At 60.8% G+C, this 15,196-nt stretch carries 14 protein-coding genes and 1 tRNA gene; 3 read left to right on the top strand and 12 right to left on the bottom strand.

What is annotated here, in order from left to right:
* Positions 1–4 precede the first annotated feature (4 nt).
* From B5E66_RS09375 to B5E66_RS09335, 8 genes are all read right to left on the bottom strand, one after another.
* Complete coding sequence (locus B5E66_RS09375; protein ID WP_087231979.1) at positions 5–700, bottom strand: polyphosphate polymerase domain-containing protein; 696 nt, start codon at positions 698–700, stop codon at positions 5–7.
* Positions 701–713: 13 nt separating this feature from the next.
* A complete protein-coding gene (locus tag B5E66_RS09370; RefSeq protein WP_087231976.1) occupies positions 714–2,501 on the bottom strand; it encodes a CotH kinase family protein in 1,788 nt (595 codons plus the stop codon).
* Positions 2,498–4,063, bottom strand: coding sequence for an exopolysaccharide Pel transporter PelG (pelG, locus tag B5E66_RS09365; protein ID WP_087231973.1), 1,566 nt, complete (start codon positions 4,061–4,063; stop codon positions 2,498–2,500). Before pelG ends, B5E66_RS09370 begins: the two co-directional genes overlap by 4 nt.
* The gene (gene pelF / locus B5E66_RS12890; RefSeq protein WP_143406970.1) at positions 4,044–5,471 is read right to left on the bottom strand and encodes a GT4 family glycosyltransferase PelF; all 1,428 of its coding nucleotides are present in this window, start codon (positions 5,469–5,471) and stop codon (positions 4,044–4,046) included. Before pelF ends, pelG begins: the two co-directional genes overlap by 20 nt.
* Before the next feature lie 3 nt (positions 5,472–5,474).
* Positions 5,475–7,328, bottom strand: coding sequence for a DUF2194 domain-containing protein (locus B5E66_RS09350; protein WP_087231970.1), 1,854 nt, complete (start codon positions 7,326–7,328; stop codon positions 5,475–5,477).
* 18 nt (positions 7,329–7,346) lie between these two features.
* Positions 7,347–8,249, bottom strand: a complete 903-nt coding sequence (locus B5E66_RS09345; protein ID WP_087231967.1) for a hypothetical protein — start codon at positions 8,247–8,249, stop codon at positions 7,347–7,349.
* Between the two features lie 3 nt (positions 8,250–8,252).
* Complete coding sequence (locus B5E66_RS09340) at positions 8,253–10,562, bottom strand: NAD-dependent epimerase/dehydratase family protein (protein WP_087231964.1); 2,310 nt, start codon at positions 10,560–10,562, stop codon at positions 8,253–8,255.
* Positions 10,563–11,109: 547 nt separating this feature from the next.
* A tRNA-Val gene (locus B5E66_RS09335) sits at positions 11,110–11,186 on the bottom strand.
* A gap of 255 nt (positions 11,187–11,441) precedes the next feature.
* Between B5E66_RS09335 and B5E66_RS09325 the strand changes: the two genes are divergently transcribed.
* Positions 11,442–11,612: a FeoB-associated Cys-rich membrane protein gene (locus B5E66_RS09325; RefSeq protein ID WP_087231958.1), complete on the top strand. Its 171-nt coding sequence runs from the start codon at positions 11,442–11,444 to the stop codon at positions 11,610–11,612.
* A gap of 45 nt (positions 11,613–11,657) precedes the next feature.
* Here the strand turns inward: B5E66_RS09325 and B5E66_RS09320 are convergent, their stop codons facing one another.
* Genes B5E66_RS09320 through B5E66_RS09310 form a run of 3 tightly spaced genes read right to left on the bottom strand, consistent with a single transcriptional unit; the run spans position 11,658 to position 13,874 of the window.
* Positions 11,658–12,533: a LysR family transcriptional regulator gene (locus tag B5E66_RS09320; protein ID WP_087231955.1), complete on the bottom strand. Its 876-nt coding sequence runs from the start codon at positions 12,531–12,533 to the stop codon at positions 11,658–11,660.
* A 3-nt stretch (positions 12,534–12,536) separates the two neighbouring features.
* Positions 12,537–13,238 carry a tRNA (N6-threonylcarbamoyladenosine(37)-N6)-methyltransferase TrmO gene (gene tsaA, locus B5E66_RS09315; protein WP_087231950.1) on the bottom strand — a complete coding sequence of 234 codons (702 nt, stop codon included), beginning with the start codon at positions 13,236–13,238 and terminating at the stop codon, positions 12,537–12,539.
* A gap of 12 nt (positions 13,239–13,250) precedes the next feature.
* Positions 13,251–13,874 carry a LexA family protein gene (locus tag B5E66_RS09310; protein WP_087231946.1) on the bottom strand — a complete coding sequence of 208 codons (624 nt, stop codon included), beginning with the start codon at positions 13,872–13,874 and terminating at the stop codon, positions 13,251–13,253.
* 184 nt (positions 13,875–14,058) lie between these two features.
* Between B5E66_RS09310 and B5E66_RS09305 the strand changes: the two genes are divergently transcribed.
* Positions 14,059–14,268, top strand: a complete 210-nt coding sequence (locus tag B5E66_RS09305; RefSeq protein ID WP_087231943.1) for a helix-turn-helix domain-containing protein — start codon at positions 14,059–14,061, stop codon at positions 14,266–14,268.
* A gap of 67 nt (positions 14,269–14,335) precedes the next feature.
* Complete coding sequence (locus B5E66_RS09300) at positions 14,336–14,629, top strand: SqdX protein (RefSeq protein WP_164474875.1); 294 nt, start codon at positions 14,336–14,338, stop codon at positions 14,627–14,629.
* A gap of 224 nt (positions 14,630–14,853) precedes the next feature.
* Here B5E66_RS09300 and rplQ read toward each other — a convergent pair whose 3' ends face one another.
* Positions 14,854–15,195, bottom strand: coding sequence for a 50S ribosomal protein L17 (gene rplQ, locus B5E66_RS09295; protein WP_087231939.1), 342 nt, complete (start codon positions 15,193–15,195; stop codon positions 14,854–14,856).
* Position 15,196: the final 1 nt, after the last annotated feature.

Raw genomic sequence — 15,196 nt, 5'->3', positions numbered from 1 at the left:
CGGCTTATATCCGGCGGATGCGGTCGGCACACAGGCAGAACTTGGAAGCCGACGTCTGGGGCATATCCCGCAGCCGGAAGATCCTGCGCACTCGCTCGGGCAGGTAGCCGGTGAATTTGATCTCCAGGATCATGCGGTCGGGCGGGATGGCGCTGTAGGTGGGGATGCGGGGGTCAAAGAGGTCCGCCCGGGGACTGGCGGCCCGCACCCCTTTGTCAAAGGTCACCCGGACGGTGCCGGCGTCCAGGATATAGGGTTCCCGCTCATAGTCCACCACCACGTCCGGCCGCAGCAGGCGGCTGTGGGCATCGGCGCAGAACTCCCGCCCCATCTGGGAGGACTTCTCCAGCAAAAAACTGCAATCTCCCCGCAGCAGGCTCTGGTATTCCTGCCGGGTCAATGCCAGCGACTCCTTCGAGATGTAACTGCCCTGTTTGTACTTGCACTCCAGCCGGATCACCGAGTCTTTGCAGTTGTAGACCCGCACCCGGTACTTTTTGCGGGCGTAGACGCCGCTCTGTTTCTGCACATAGGCGCTGCGGTACAGATCGTCGAAATACAGGCTGCGCACCAGATATTCCCCGCCGGGGCCCACATTCTTATCCCGCTGCAGCAACGCCGCCAGCACCGGGCGCAGCTCCTGGTATTGAGGGTAGGTGATCAGGTATTTTTGCTCGTGGCGAAAGATCCTTTTGGTCAAAGCGCTCCCTCCCCTATGTCAGGACAAAACTGTACACGCCCAGGTAGTATATATCGTTGATGACGACCTCGTTCATGGCCTCGGCCACAGCGCCATCCTCCCTGATGGCACGCACCCGCCAGTAGAACTCACCGTCCCCCAGAGTATTCTCAGGCAGGGTCAGGCGGGTTGCGGTCAGGCCGCTCTGGCTGAACAGAGGCTGACGCATATCGGGATAGCGGCTGATTTCGACGCTGTAGGTCATGGCACGGCCCTCAAAATCATAGGCGGGTTCCCAGCTGAGGACGACATCCTCGCCGGTCTCCTCCGCCTCATACATCCAGAAGGGCATGGCGTCGGTCAGGCTCTCTTTGAAGTCCCGGTAATTTTCCTCCACCTCGTCTCCCAGACGGGACAGGATATCCTCCACCTCTGTACGGGTGTGCTGGAGGTTGAGGTAATCCGGCATATTGTAGATGTATTGGCTCACCGTTTCATAATAGCGGGCTGCCAGCGCATCCACCGTCTCTTTGTTGAGCCAGGTATGCATCTGGTCCACCACCGCCTCCAGATCGGCACGGTTGCCGGCGTCGCGCAAAAAGCGCTTGTGCAGCATGATGCCCCAGTAGTTGGCGATGCCCCACTCCCAGTCGGCCACCGGCTGTCCATCCTCGATGGAAGATTCGTACCGCATCAGACTGGCGTCCCCGTCCCAGGGGATGAAATAGAATTTGGAGCCGTTCAGAGGACTGTAGAGATAGTAGTTCTGCATGGTGGTGTCCCGGTTTCCCATTAGTATATTGAAGGCCAGCCACTGCATATAGTTGTCCCGGTCAAAGTAGGCGTCGATCACCTCGTTGATATCCCGGGCCGTGTCGTTCACCGCCTCGATCATCTCGAGCAGCCGGGTGTTATCCTCCCGACCCCGGCAGGAGATCACCGTATCCATGGCGGCCAGGTCGAAATCCGGGTCATCAAAGTTTTTGATCAAGTCGTTGGGCTCATAATTGAAGCTGATGACCTTGTACAGATAGCCCGCCCTGTCCAGTCCGTGGTTGGCCAGGTACTTTTTGGTGGGCACTTCTACCTGGGTGAACAGACCGTAATCCTCAAACTGGGTGGCGCCCGATGTCTCATCCCTGATGAACAGCCGCACAAACTGAGTGCGGGCGCTGGGCACGTCGCTGAGGTTTTGGGCCAGGTCGAAGTAGAGCTTGTTGCGCAGGCGGGTGGCATCGAAAGCGTGCTTGTTCAGGGCAATGTTGGACTGACCCCGCCACAGCCCCGCCTCGTCGTTCAGCGAAAGCTTATAGGACTTTTGGGGCATCAAGGTGGAGCTGTTGCCCCGGATGCGGATGGTAGCATTGCTGTCGGTCTCGCCATAGCCCAGCATACCGGGCACGGGGCCGTTTTCGTCCCCCACCTGCACCAGGGCGTCGGCATAGACCTGGGTGTCCACATGGGTGCTGTCCGCAAAGCGGACGGCATTGTTTACCTCGTTGAACGTATGGTTGGTGCCCCGGGCCTCGCTGCCATAGCGCACCGTGACATAGAAGTAGACCACCGAATCGGGGTCATCCTCCGCATAGACGCTTTTGTCCTCCCGCAGGGCGCCGTCGATATCCGCCGTTCCGGCGATCTGAAAGCCGCCGGAGGGCCGTTCTTCCTGCTGCTCAGGCGCCGGGGCCTGTTCGGGCGCCGTCTGGGCGGCCTGCTCCACCGCCACGGTCTGCCGCAGGCTGCCCGCCTGGAAAGCCAGCCCCAGCAGCAGCAACACGCCGGCTGCCGCCGCCAGATACCAAAATTTGAACCCTCGCCTCATGGTCTGATTCCTCCTCTCGCTGCGCTGTGCCTGCCCCGGCGGGCGGCGGCGCGCTGTTTTCGACGGGCCCGGCGCTGCTGCCGCCAGGTGGGCTTGTAGTGGGCCTTGAAATTCCCCCGGCCCGGCCCGCGGGATTCCACATGGTCGGCGATCCGCTTGAACACGCCGTCGGGTTCTTCGTAAAACAGGGGCTGGCGGCAGAACACCTTATATTCCAGCCGCTTGATGTAGTGGTAGAGGTAAAACAGCCCCGCTGCCGATGTAACCGCCCCTGCCGCCAGGAACCCAAGGCCATAGGCCTCGATGCCAAAGGGCAGGGTGAGGATCGACAGCAGGATGCTGCTCACCGCGAACAGGGCCGATGTCGCCATGGCGCCGACCCGGTCATCAAAGTAGAGCATCAGGATCACCAGGCTTTTGACCAGCACAAAAAAACAGTAGCCGATGCACAGGTAGCGGAAGATGATCAGCATCTCCCGGTCAAAGCCGATGGTGCGCAGGAAATTGCCTAAAAAGGTGATGCAGAGCAGCTCCACAAAAAACTGCAGCTCAAACACATGGGCCAGCTCACGAAACAGTGTCTGGCCAAGGTTCCGGTTTTCCACCTGGATATCCTCCAGGGTGCCGCCATACAGGATGGTGTCGAAGTAGCTGCGGTAGGCCTTGTAGAAGTTGACCTCCAGCGCCACCACAAAGACCACCAGAAAAGGGATAATGGTCAAGCTGGCAAAGAAGGCCGCCACATCGTATTTCATGCAGTAGACCATCCGGGGGATGACCCGGGTGTGGTATTCACTGAACCAATAGACAAAGTTGTGGCCGAACAGCCCCAGGGCGCTGCAAAAACCGGTGAGGATCAGGCTTTTGTACTTGTCCAGATAAGGGAACAGCACCACCAGGCTCATGGGCCCGGAGGGGAAAAAGTCGATCAGCTCCTGCATATACAGCACCACCATGACAAAATCCCCCAGGACGGTGCCGAGATAGGCGGCAGTCAAAATCTCCAGGCCTGCAAACATCAGCGCCATACTGGAGGCAATGGAGACAAAGGAGGCGATCAAAAAGCAGACCAGCACCTTGCTGTACTTTTTCACCGCCGAGAGATAGCTCATCTGCACCCACAGCACCTGCATCAGCTCAAACTGCAAAAACAGCAGTGCCTTGTAAACAGGCCGCAGGTCCAGCAGCAGGATGTACACCCCCGCCACCAGCGCCCCCAGCACCAGCAAATAGAACACAATGCTGAAAAAGGAAGGCAGGATGCGGTTTTTGTGGTCCTCATAGATGCTGTCGGAGATGTAGCGGCTGGTGAACATCAGGAAGGTGTTGGACAGCAGAAGCGAAAAGATCATCACATAGGTGGTGGTGATCAGATAGGTCTCCTGCACATTGTAGGCCGCCCCGTGCAGCCGCAGCAGCAGCCGTATGGCAAACTGGACCACAATGCACAAAATCATCGGTCCTTCGGTGACGGCGGCCGTCACGGCATAGGCCTTCACCGTATTCAGGTAGCCGCCCCGCTTGCGGAACAGCTTTTTCAATTCAAACCCTACGCCCGCCATGCTGTTTCACTTTCTCGTACAAATCGCGGTACGCCTGCAAAAATGTTTCTTCCCGGTAGTAGCGCTGGGCGCGGCGGCAGCCATTTTCCCCCATGCGGCGCATCCGGTCGGGGTCTGCGGCCAGCTGCAGGATGCTGCGGGCCATCAGTCCCGGGTTCATCACCGGCACGATCTCCCCGGCAGGACCCAGGCCGTCCCCGTTGCCCTCCAGCAGTTCCCGGCAGGAACCCACGTCGGTGGCCACCACCGGCCTGCGGGAAGCCATCGCCTCCAGCACCACAAAGGGCTGCCCCTCCGAGATACTGCTGAGCAGCACTATATCGACCTTGCCATACCACTGGGCCACATCTACCCGCCCCACAAACTCGATGCCCTGGATGTGGAGGCTGTCGATGAGGTCCAGGCATTCCTGGTAGTAGTCCGGGTTTTCGTCGGTGGGGCCGATCATATAGAGCTTTGCACCGGGCAGCTTCTGGCGCACCTGGGCAAAACTGTAGATCATGGTTTTCAGGTCCTTGATGGGTACCACCCGTATCACCGCCCCCAGCGCCAGGCTATGGCCGTCCGCCTCGATGGGCCCGATGCCAGCAAAGCGGGACAGCTTGATGCCGTTGGGTATGACGATGCAGCGGGCGGGGTCGGCCCCGTAGCCGATCTGCAGGTCCCTGGCATGGTAGAACAGGGAAACGATCCGATCGGCCTGGTGGTAGGCCGCCACCGACATCCCCAAGAAAAAGTTGATCCAGGTCTGTTTGAAGTAGACGTCCACCCAACTGGCCTTCAGGATCTCCTCCTCCCTCTCCCTGCTGTAAATGCCGTGCTCGGTCACCAGGAGGGGCCTGCCGGTTTTATGGCTGAACATCGCTCCCAACAGCCCCGCATAGCCCGTGGACACGGTGTGGAACACGTCCACCTCCGGCACAGGGCAGCGCAGGATGTTCAGCACCGGCAGCAGCATCGACCGCATCGTCCAGAAGGTTTGGTTGAAAGGGGTCTGGCTGTAGGCGCCCCGGCAGGCCTCCATCACAATGTCCAGGAAGGCCTCGCTGGTCAAAAATTCGTTGGCGTTGTAGCGGCCCCCCGCAGCGAACATGTCGAACAGCAGGGGCCAATCGGTGCGGTCGCTGGTGATCAGGTCCAGCACCGCCTGCTTTTCCGCCGCCGTCAGCTGGAACCGGGCCTGCCGCCGCACCTTGGCGTCCATGAACTGGTCCAGGAAGTTTTCTTCCACCGACTCCACGTTGGCGGGCAGCTGATATTTGAACTTGCCCCGCTGTTCCTCATTGGCGCCGATGGTATAGATCACAAAGCGGTGCTCCGGCATACCCTCAATGAGCATCTGCACCCAGGAGGATACGCCCCCTGCCACATAGGGATAGCAGCCTTCGGCAATCAGGCAAATCTTCATAGTTCACTCCAGCTTAAAGGAAAAGACGGGCTGATCGATCTGCACCAGGTAGTAGTACCCTCCCCCCTGGCCGCTGACAGAGCTGATGAAGCAGCTCTCATTGGTCATTTTGGGGGTGCGCTCGGTGCGCAGGTAGCACCAGCCCTGGCCCGAAAATCCGTTGCACCAGCCGCGGACGGTGCCGTCGGCTTCCACCTGGACGGTCACATCCAGGGCGTCTGCCACGCGCAGCGCACCGGCCGCCTGGACCGCCGTCATGGGCCGCAGCCCTGCAAAGCAGCTGTTGACGAACTGCAGCTTCTCGCAGAATTGCTGGTACAGCTGATCCCAGCCAAGGCCCCCGCCCCGCTCCTCATCCAGAATATCATCGGGGTGGATGAAGTGAGAGTAGACACCGTACAGCCCGCCCACGCTGAGGGTGGAAAATCGGTCGAATTCATCCTCCAGCATGCCGGAGGTGGCCCGGGGAAACTCCACAACACCGTCCGCTGCCACGTCAAAATCCTGGACGCAGACGGTGCCCTCCTCTCCTTCCATGGTATAGACCCCCGAGATGACCTGCAGGTCGGGCAGGGCCTCCACCACCGCCTGTCGGCCTTCGGCGCTCAGGTAGTTGGAAGGGGGTACATAGGTATAAAGCTTTACCTCCGGGAACAGTTCTCTTGTGATGTCCACCAGCTCGGCCAGGGAGGCCTCCATATCCCCGACACTGCCCCAGGGGGTATAGCCCAGGTCCGCAGGGACCTGGCCCGCCAGAGCCAGAGACTGATGGTTGTAGCCGTGGGCCCCCATCTCAAAGCCGTTATCCAGCAGGCTGTTGCCGAAATACTGCTCGGTGGAGTCCATCGTGTAGAAAAAGTCCTCCGGGTCCACCACGTCGTCGTAGGTGGCTATGAACAGCCCCACATAGCCGACATTGTAGCGCACAGCGGCACTCTGCATGGCGGGCCACCAGATATCCCGGAAGAACTCCCGCACGGTACGGTTGTAGTCCCGCTGGATCACTTTGCTTTCGCTGTTGTACTGAGGCGAGGGGAAGTCATCGATGAACACTGTTTTGGTGTTGATCACCGGCCAGATAGCCTCCCCAAGCAGGCTTTGGATGCAGCCGGCGGCCACGCCGGTCCACAGATCGCCGGTGATGGCGGTGGCATTGAAAGTCAGTATCCTGCCCCGGCCTGTGTCATGCCGCCAGACCACCGGCACCTCCCGGCCCTGTTCGGTCAGGCCGGCGGCCAGCACCAGGCTGTCCGTCTCCACCTGCACTCCCAGAGCCACATCTTCAAAGCCTTCTCCCTCAAAGCGCTGGCCCAGGCTGCCAGGCAGCAGTTCTTGGGTGAAGTGCAGCCCTTGGATGGTCACATAATCCCCGTACTCCACCACCCCCATGCCGCGGTACAGGGTCCGGTAGACCGAGCCGGGTTCATCCGGCATCAGTCCCAACAGCAGCCGGCCGCCCTCCTCCGCATAGCCCAGCAGGCGGCCGGCGTCATCGCCGATCGTTCCCTCCCAGTCGGAACAGGCCACCATCACAAGGTCGTATTCCGGATAGAAGGCCGTATCCCCGCGCCGGGCATCCAGGAACCGGGCGTCCATGTCCAGCCAGCGGAATACCCGCTCCAGGTTCTTTTGGTATTTGAGCGACTGCTCGCTGCCGGGGTCGTACAGCACCAGAGCTGTGGGGCGGGCGGCGGCCATCTCCTCCGCCGGGAGGCTGTCGGTCAGCTCAGGCAGCGCCAAGTCCACCGCCTGGGCGCTGGTCCTCACCAGAGCGCCGCTGTTGATGAGCAGAAAGATCAGCACAGCGGCAATGGCCGCCAGCATGTAGAGATAGATTTTATGGTAATAATCTTTCATACTCCCCCTTCTTCCTTGTCACTGCCGGGCCAGGAACCGTATATAAGGCAGGGACTTGTCGGTCAGCATCACCGGCATATCCTTCAGCCGGGCCAGGAAACGGTCCAGACTTTCCCGGTCGGACAGCTGGATGCAGGCCTGGATGACGTCCACCACCGCGTCCTCATTGTCGGGGCAGGCCTCCATAAACCGGAAGGCCGTCGCCTTCGCATGGAGGGCGGCCCCTGCCTGCAGGTCCACCCGGACCCGGTGGTGGTACCATTCCGACCGGATCTCACCGCCAGCCAGAAGCCGATCGGACAGCTGGCTGTACTGCGCCTGATAGCGCGCCATGGTGTGCCGGTCGAATACACCGCTTTCCATTACATGGTACAGCTCCTGCTCCAGCAAAGCCTGACGCTGGGGGTCGGACGGGTCTTCCTGATACGACCGGGTACACCGGTTCAAGCGGTCCTGGATGCGGTTTTGCAAGTCCATAATGACGGCGCTGGCGTAGTGGGAAGTCTCCTGGTCCTCGTTGGACAGGGCCTGCTGCAGCACCGATACATAGTCCAGGGTGTCCTCCTGCCGCAGGGTATCCATTACCAGCCTGCGGCGCTGGGCATAGTCGCTCATGGCCAGAACATCGGCGGCGGGGGCCTTGTTCATCTCCTGGGCCCGGTCCACCGGGCGCAGCAGGTCCAGCTCATCCAGCATTTCTCCCCGGCCCAGATAGAGCTCGTCCATCTGGGCACCTGCATTGTTTTCTGTACAGTAGTCGATCCATTTGAACAACAGCACCCCCAGCAAAGGCAGGCACAGGCTGATGCCCAGACGGATGACCGCTTCCTGCCAGCGGCCATTGTCCTGGTACCAGTCCCAGGCGTAAACGCAGGCTGAAAGCAGATGGAGCACCAGCAAGATCAAGACCACAATATCCATCCGTCACCCCTCCCATACCAGACGGAAGCCCTCCCCGGCAAAGCGGCTTTCCAGCAGGGGGCGATGGCCAGCATCCAGGTACAAAAAGACCGCCCGTAGGCCGCCGTCCTCCCCCATGCCCAGCAGGTCGGTCCCACGCAGCAGGGGCTGGATCCGGCGGTACAGCTCCTGCACCGGGGTTTGGGCCAGCGTCCGGGCTGCAGGCTTGGGCTGCCGGGCCCTGGGGACCGGCCGGGCCGGCCGCTCCCTGGCGGTGTCGATCTGACGCAGCAGCTGTTGATAGAGGCTGTCCACATCCGAGCCGGCGTCCGGCTGTGGGGAGGGTCTGACCGCTTCCTCCTTTGGCGGGGGCAACGGGGCATCCCCCGAAAGTTCGATGCGGGCAACGCTGTAGGAATACCCATATTCCTCGCTGGCCTGCCGCAGGGCAGTCAGCTGCTCGGTGAAGGCCTCCGCCTTCATGATGCTGGTGCCGGGCAGGTGCAGCCGGGACCAGTTTTCCTTTTGGTAGCGGTAAGCATGGATCAGGTTGTTCTGTACGATCTGCACCAGGGTCTGGAACAGGCTGCGGTAGTAGACGGTGTACTGGTCCGCCGAAAGGTCGTACAGCTCCACCAGAGCCACCGACGTTTGGCCGTCGCTGACCGGCATGGCAAACACAGGACAGCTCTGCTCCAGCTCAAGATTGACAAACATTTCCCCCTTTTGGATCGCCTGCTGAAGCTTTGGCATGGTGCGCAGGTCCATGGAGGGACGCAGCCGGCTCGCCAGACTGCTCGAGCAGGCCATCAGCCGGCAATAGGGGCTGTCTGGTCTGGGCTGCAGGTAGATGGCCACCGCGCCGCACTCCATCACTTCCTCGATGACACCCACCGTGCGCAGCAGGACGATGTAGGGATTCTGCCGGTCCAGGCCTTCCGTGATGGTATAGATGCGGTTGAAGCTGTCCTTGGAGATGACGATCTGCTTTTGCAGCCGGTTTTTCACGTCCAGCACCTCCCGGTAGAGGTCTTTCAGCAGCTGGTAGCGGCTTTTATTTTCCTGGAACTCGTTTTCCAGGTTCTGGTATTCGTCGTGCTTGCGGTCGCTCCAATAGCCTCCAAAGGCACCCGCCACCCCATAGACGATGAGGGGCACCCAAGACTCGATGCTGTACAGCATATAGGACACATCCACCCCCGAGCGCAGCAGGCTGCCGGTGTAGGAGACGATGGCCAGCCCCGTCGCCAGCAGTCCCTGGCGCATCCCAAAGGTGATGGCAATGATCACCACATAAAGCAGCCGCACATCCACAAAGCGCAGATCGCTCCAGGACACGGTGAACCGAGTCAGCAGCACCGTGATCCCGAACAGCAGCAGGTTCTGGGCAGTCTCGTACAAAAACGGCTTCTTTTTGAGCCGGGTCTTCCAGTCTGTTTTCTTCTGTGCCGCCGCCCCATCCTGCCGCCAGCGGGCCAGCTCCCGCTCCATGATGGCGGCTCCATGTTCTGCAAAGGGATAAAAGGGCATCCAGCCGCACAGCTGCCGGATCTCCTGGTCCCATCCCCGGGGGCAGTGCCGCTCTTTCTGGCCGTACCGGATCGTTCCTTCATGGCCCAGGGCAGCGGCCGCCATCTCCCACAGCTGCCGTGCCGTAACCGGGCTGCCCGTCAGCACCTGGAAACTGCCGGAGGCGTCCATATTCAGCAGCCGGTAGGCCGCGTCCGCCATGTCCCATTTGAACAGGATGTCAAACTCCGAATCCGGCGTAAAGGGACAGGCCGCATCCTTTCCCTTCTGCATGGCGCGCAGGATATCCCCCACCAGGTTGGGCCCGTCCAGCATCCGCTGCCCATACACGCAGTCCAGCCGCAGCACCAGCAGGGGAATTTTTTTCTCCTGGCAAAAAGAGGTGACGATCCGTTCTCCCGCCCGCAGCTCCTCAAAACCGGGCTCCAGCAAGCCCTCATCCCCCAGTCTCACCGAGGAAAGGAAGCAGATATGCCGCACTTGTTCCGCCGCTGCGGCCCGCAGCACCGGCACCAGCATGGGCAGCAGGGTGCCCCGGCCCCAGACAGCGTCCTGGTCGTCCAGTTCACGGTAGATGCCGGTGAGTACTACGATGCAGTCTACCGCTTCCCCTTTGATGATCTGGCTGCAGTTGTTGTAGGTGATGGCCAGGCGGTGCACCTTGCCATGTACCCGGTCCCCCCACAGTATTTTATCTCGATTGGAGGTCAACCAGCTGACCTTGCAGCCCTCACGGTACATCCGGGTGGCAATGCCGCCCCCTGCCAAATCATAATCGCCTACAAAAAGGATCCTAGACACCATTGCCGCCACACCACCTTTACAGGCCCTATACCGCAGGAGGTCCAAACCATCCGCCGTCCTAAATCAAAGCGGGCAGCACCGCGCCTTCTGCGCACCTGCGCCGCCCTATCCCACTGTTGCTGTGAAACATTCAACATTATCTTATTTATTGTATCATAAATGTATAGAATTCGTCAATCAAACCGGGAGGAAAGCTGTGGGCACATTGGCACCACCAACTGCAAAAATGTGGATGCCGCCCTTCGCCTGTTCGATCACCTCTCTCCCGTGAGGAAGGACAGTACCTCCTGTGGGGCATCGAGGGAAAAGACTGACCCGTAGATCCCTCTATGTAGACTCCTACATGGCCGCAGCGGTACGGCTGCGGTCAGAGATACCGGACAACGCATAAAAACGCCAAAAGCATAATAAAAGGCAGAACCCCTTCACCAGAGGCTCTGCCTTTTATGGTTTTATGCAGTTGTAGTTGTCCTGCAGCCGCGACGCAGAACTTCCGGTAAACAAAAAACGTGCCCAAACACCTCGAAGTGTTCGAGCACGTCTGTGATGGTGGAGAATTAGGGACTCGAACCCCAGACCCCCTGCGTGTGATGCAGGTGCTCTAACCAGCTGAGCTAATCCTCCGAATCGGAACAACGCTATTATAGCACGTTCTGGACAAAAATGCAAGCCCTTTTTTGCGCAAAACGCAAAAACTTTTTGGACCGGAAGAAATCCGCGTGCAGACGGTTTTTTCCGGCGGGGGCATTGCCCTTGCGGACAAAATCGTGTATACTAAGATGGATCCGGAAGCTCAAGACCGCTGGGATATCCGCCCCAAAGGGCCGCGCAGCGCGGAGCTTTCCGATGCAACCCAACACAAGAAAAGAGGTTTTGCCCATGCTGACAGTACGCGGGATCATCACCTTGCTGGTGCTGGTCATCCTGTTTGCGCTGGCGGTGGTCTGGATCTCCAAGCACGGCGGCTGGAAGGACCAGGGCTGCGGCGGCAACTGTGCCTCCTGCCACCAGCGCTGCGAGAACCCCAAGCCCGGCCCAAAACAGAACTGATGCCAAACGGCCCCTGCCCTTTTATAAGGCGCAGGGGCTTTTGCTTTATCTCTCCCGGGCCAGCCGCAGGAAAATCTCCATCTGCGGGGTGACCCATTTATCCTTGTGGTAGAACAGCTGGCGGCGCATCTCGATATGGCAGTCCTCCACATCCAGCGGGACGGCGCCCCCCGCCAGGCTGGCATCCACCATATACCGCGGCAGGAAGGTCAGTCCCATCCCCTGTTCCACCAGACGGCAGAGCAGGGCCGCATCCCCCATCTCAATGTAGGGGTGCAGGGTCAGCTGGCGCGCCGCCAGCAGCTGTTCCAGCGCGTCCCGGTAGCTCATCCCCCGCTCGGTCAGCAGGAATTCCTGCCCGGCCAGATCCGCCAGGGCCAGCCCCTGCCGGCCTGCCAGCGGATGCCCCGCCGGGGCCAGAAAGCAGCAGGGTTCCGGCTCATCCAGGGCCACCACATAAGCCGGGTCGGTGACCGGGTGATCCAGGGTATAGGCCAGGTCGGCCCGGTTGGCGCTGAGCAGGTCCTGCATCTCCTGGGTATTGGCCGCCCGGAAGCTGACCTCCACCAGGGGGCACAGGGCGTGGAACTGCTTCAGCAGGCCGGGCATCAAGGCCCGGAGCAGGCTGTCCGCTATCGCCACCCGCAGGGTCCCCCGGGCCTCGGGGGCGGGCTGCAGGGCCATCCGGGCCTGCTGGGCGGTGGTGAGCAGGATGCGGGCATAGTGCTGGAAGGTCTGCCCCGCATCGGTCAGGCGGACCGTTTTGCCCACCCGGTCGAACAGGGGCACCCCCAGCTCCGCCTCCAGCTGGGCGATCTGGCTGGACACCGCCGACTGGGAATAATCCAGCTCCCGGGCCGCCCGGGAAAAACTGTGCAGCTCAGCCACATGCAAAAAAGTGTTGATGTTTCGCAGTTCCATGGTTCACTCCTCCGGCGCGGTCCGGATCTGTTCCACCGTCAGCACCCCGTCCGCCACCGTAAAGCGCACCTCCCATTCGGCAAAGCGCATCCCATACACCCTCTGGGCATCGTCCTGGTACGAGGGGCGTGGGTCGTTTTCCAGCACCCCTTCCAGAGCCTCCCATTGACCGGGAAGCAGCAGATCCCGCAGGGCCTTTGGGCAGCGCACCGCCAGCTTATAGGTCTGCGTTTGGGCCGTGTAGCCCTCGGCGGCATCGGGATGGCTGTCCACATAAGGGATGTAAGGCTTGATATCGTAGATGGGGGTGCCGTCCAGCAGGTCGGCCCCCCGCACAAGCAGGACCGGCCCGCAGACAGGGTCCTGCTCCACCCCTTCCAGCCGCACACAGGACAGCCCGATGGGGTTTGGCCGGAAAGGGGACCGTGTGGCGAACACTCCTACCCTTGTGTTGCCGCCCAGCCGGGGCGGCCGGACCGTGGGGCTCCATTTGTCCCGCACCGCCTGGGTGAACTGCCACACCAGCCACAGATGACTGAACTGCTGGATGCCCCGCAGGGCGCTCGGGTCCCGGTAGGGCGGCTCGAATACCACACGGGCCCGCAATGCGTCCACCAGGCCGCTTTGCCGGGGGATGCCGAATTTCTCCTTGAAATCGCTCTCGATATGGGCGATGGCGTGGATGGTAAGATCGTTGTCTGGCATAGCGGTCCCTCCTTACAGGGTGCGGCACAGGCCTACGGCCTTGCCCTCGATCTGGATCTCGGCCAGCTGGGGCCCCGCATAGATCATGGGCGGGCATACGGCGGCGTTGTCTGCCAGCAGCATCACCGTATCCCCCTGGCGGTGAAAGTGCTTGAGGGTGGCCTCCTCACCGATGCGGACGGCGGCGATCTCCCCCTGCTCCACCTCAGGCTGCACCCGGATGCATACGATGTCCCCATCCCGGATGGTGGGGGCCATGCTGTCCCCGTGGCAGGTGAGGGCAAAGTCGGCGTGCCAGGCCGCCGGCACCCCGATGTACCGTTCGATGTTCTGTTCGGCCGTAATGGGGCTGCCGCAGGCGATCGAGCCGATCAGGGGCACCCGGGCCATGGCAGGCAGCGGCTCAAAGCCCGGAGGCGCCGCCACCCGTTCCTCCTCCAGGCCCAGCAGCCAGGCGGCTGTCGTGTGGAGCGCGGCGGCAAAGTCCTCGATCTTGTTCTGAGGGATATCGTTGACCCCCTTTTCGATCTTGGTGATGGAGGACTTGGAGCGGTAACCCATCCGGGCAGCCAGCTCCTCCTGGCTCATACCCAGTTCTTCCCGCCGCTGGCGGATGCGGACCGACAGTACAGACATTTTTGCTCCCTCCCAATGTTGGCGCTTGGATGGTCTACGCTTTTAGTATACCATAAAATTTCCTCAAAATCAACTATTTCGTGTGTTTCGGGTCTCATTAGTTGACATAGAATCACCTTTGTGTTAGACTGGAGGCAGAAGGAGTCAAACCACCCATTTTTCAGCCAAAGGAGGAGGCATACGCATGATCGACTGCAAGGAACTGAACGAACGAGTCCGCGCCAGCGGATATAAGAAAAAACACCTGGCCCATGCTATGGGCATCACCGCCAACACCCTGCGCAACAAGCTGACGGGAAAAAGCGCGTTCAAGCTGGAAGAAGCCCAGCAGCTGAGCTTCCTGCTGGGGCTGAGCGCCGATGAACAGGAGCGCTGTTTTTGGCGGCTGAAGTAGATTTAAAATCACTTATCCCATGCATATTTATGCACATCCATCGATCCGCACGAGAAAGGAGACCCGCATGACCAACGAACACCGGCGGCAGTGCCGCGCTGCCCTGTGGCACTGGCAGCTGCTGGAGCGCCAGCCCACCCCCGAAAACCAGTGCTGGGCCCACGCCCTGCGCCAGACTGCGGCCTATTACCAGCAGCAGGACCCCATCCGGGCGGGCATCCTGGAGCAGCGCTACCGCCGCCATCAGACCGAGCAGCAGGTCCTGGACACCCTGCACATCGGCCGCACCACCTACCAAAAAGCCAACGCCGACCTGCTCAGTACCCTGGCCGTGTATGCCGCCAAGCAGGGCGTGCTGTAAGCATCCTTCCCCCACCTTCTCCATCGGGAGGCGGGGCCTTGCTTTTTCCGCCTGCGGCGGCCGAGAGGGCTGGCTGTCCCCATCCCCTGCCCCGCCCTGCGGTCCACCGGGCCCCCGCCAAAGACAGGCATCCGCACGCCCCTTTTCCGGCGGACAAACATTATAAAAAGCCCCTATCCAAAAGGACAGGGGCCTGGTGCTTATCTGTTTTGCGCGCTGCGCGATCAGACCAGCTCGAGGATCGCCATCTCGGCGGCATCGCCGCGGCGGACGCCGATCTTCACGATGCGGGTGTAGCCGCCGTTGCGGTCAGCGTACTTGGGGCTGATCTCGTCAAACAGCTTCTTTGCCACATCTTCCTTGGTGATGTAGCTGTAGACCTGGCGCTTGGTGTGCAGGTCACCGCTCTTACCCAGGGTGATCATCTTCTCGGCCATGGAACGCACATCCTTGGCACGGGTAACAGTGGTCTCGATCTTGCCATTCTCTAACAGGTAGGTGACCATTGCGCGCATCATTGCCTTGCGGCTGTCGGTGGTCCTACCGAGCTTTCTGGTACCGGGCATC

It is taken from the genome of Faecalibacterium sp. An121 (assembly GCF_002160915.1).
Taxonomy (GTDB): domain Bacteria; phylum Bacillota; class Clostridia; order Oscillospirales; family Ruminococcaceae; genus Faecalibacterium; species Faecalibacterium avium.
The sequence above is the reverse complement of the archived record's forward strand: the minus strand, read 5'-3'. Positions and strand labels throughout refer to the sequence as shown.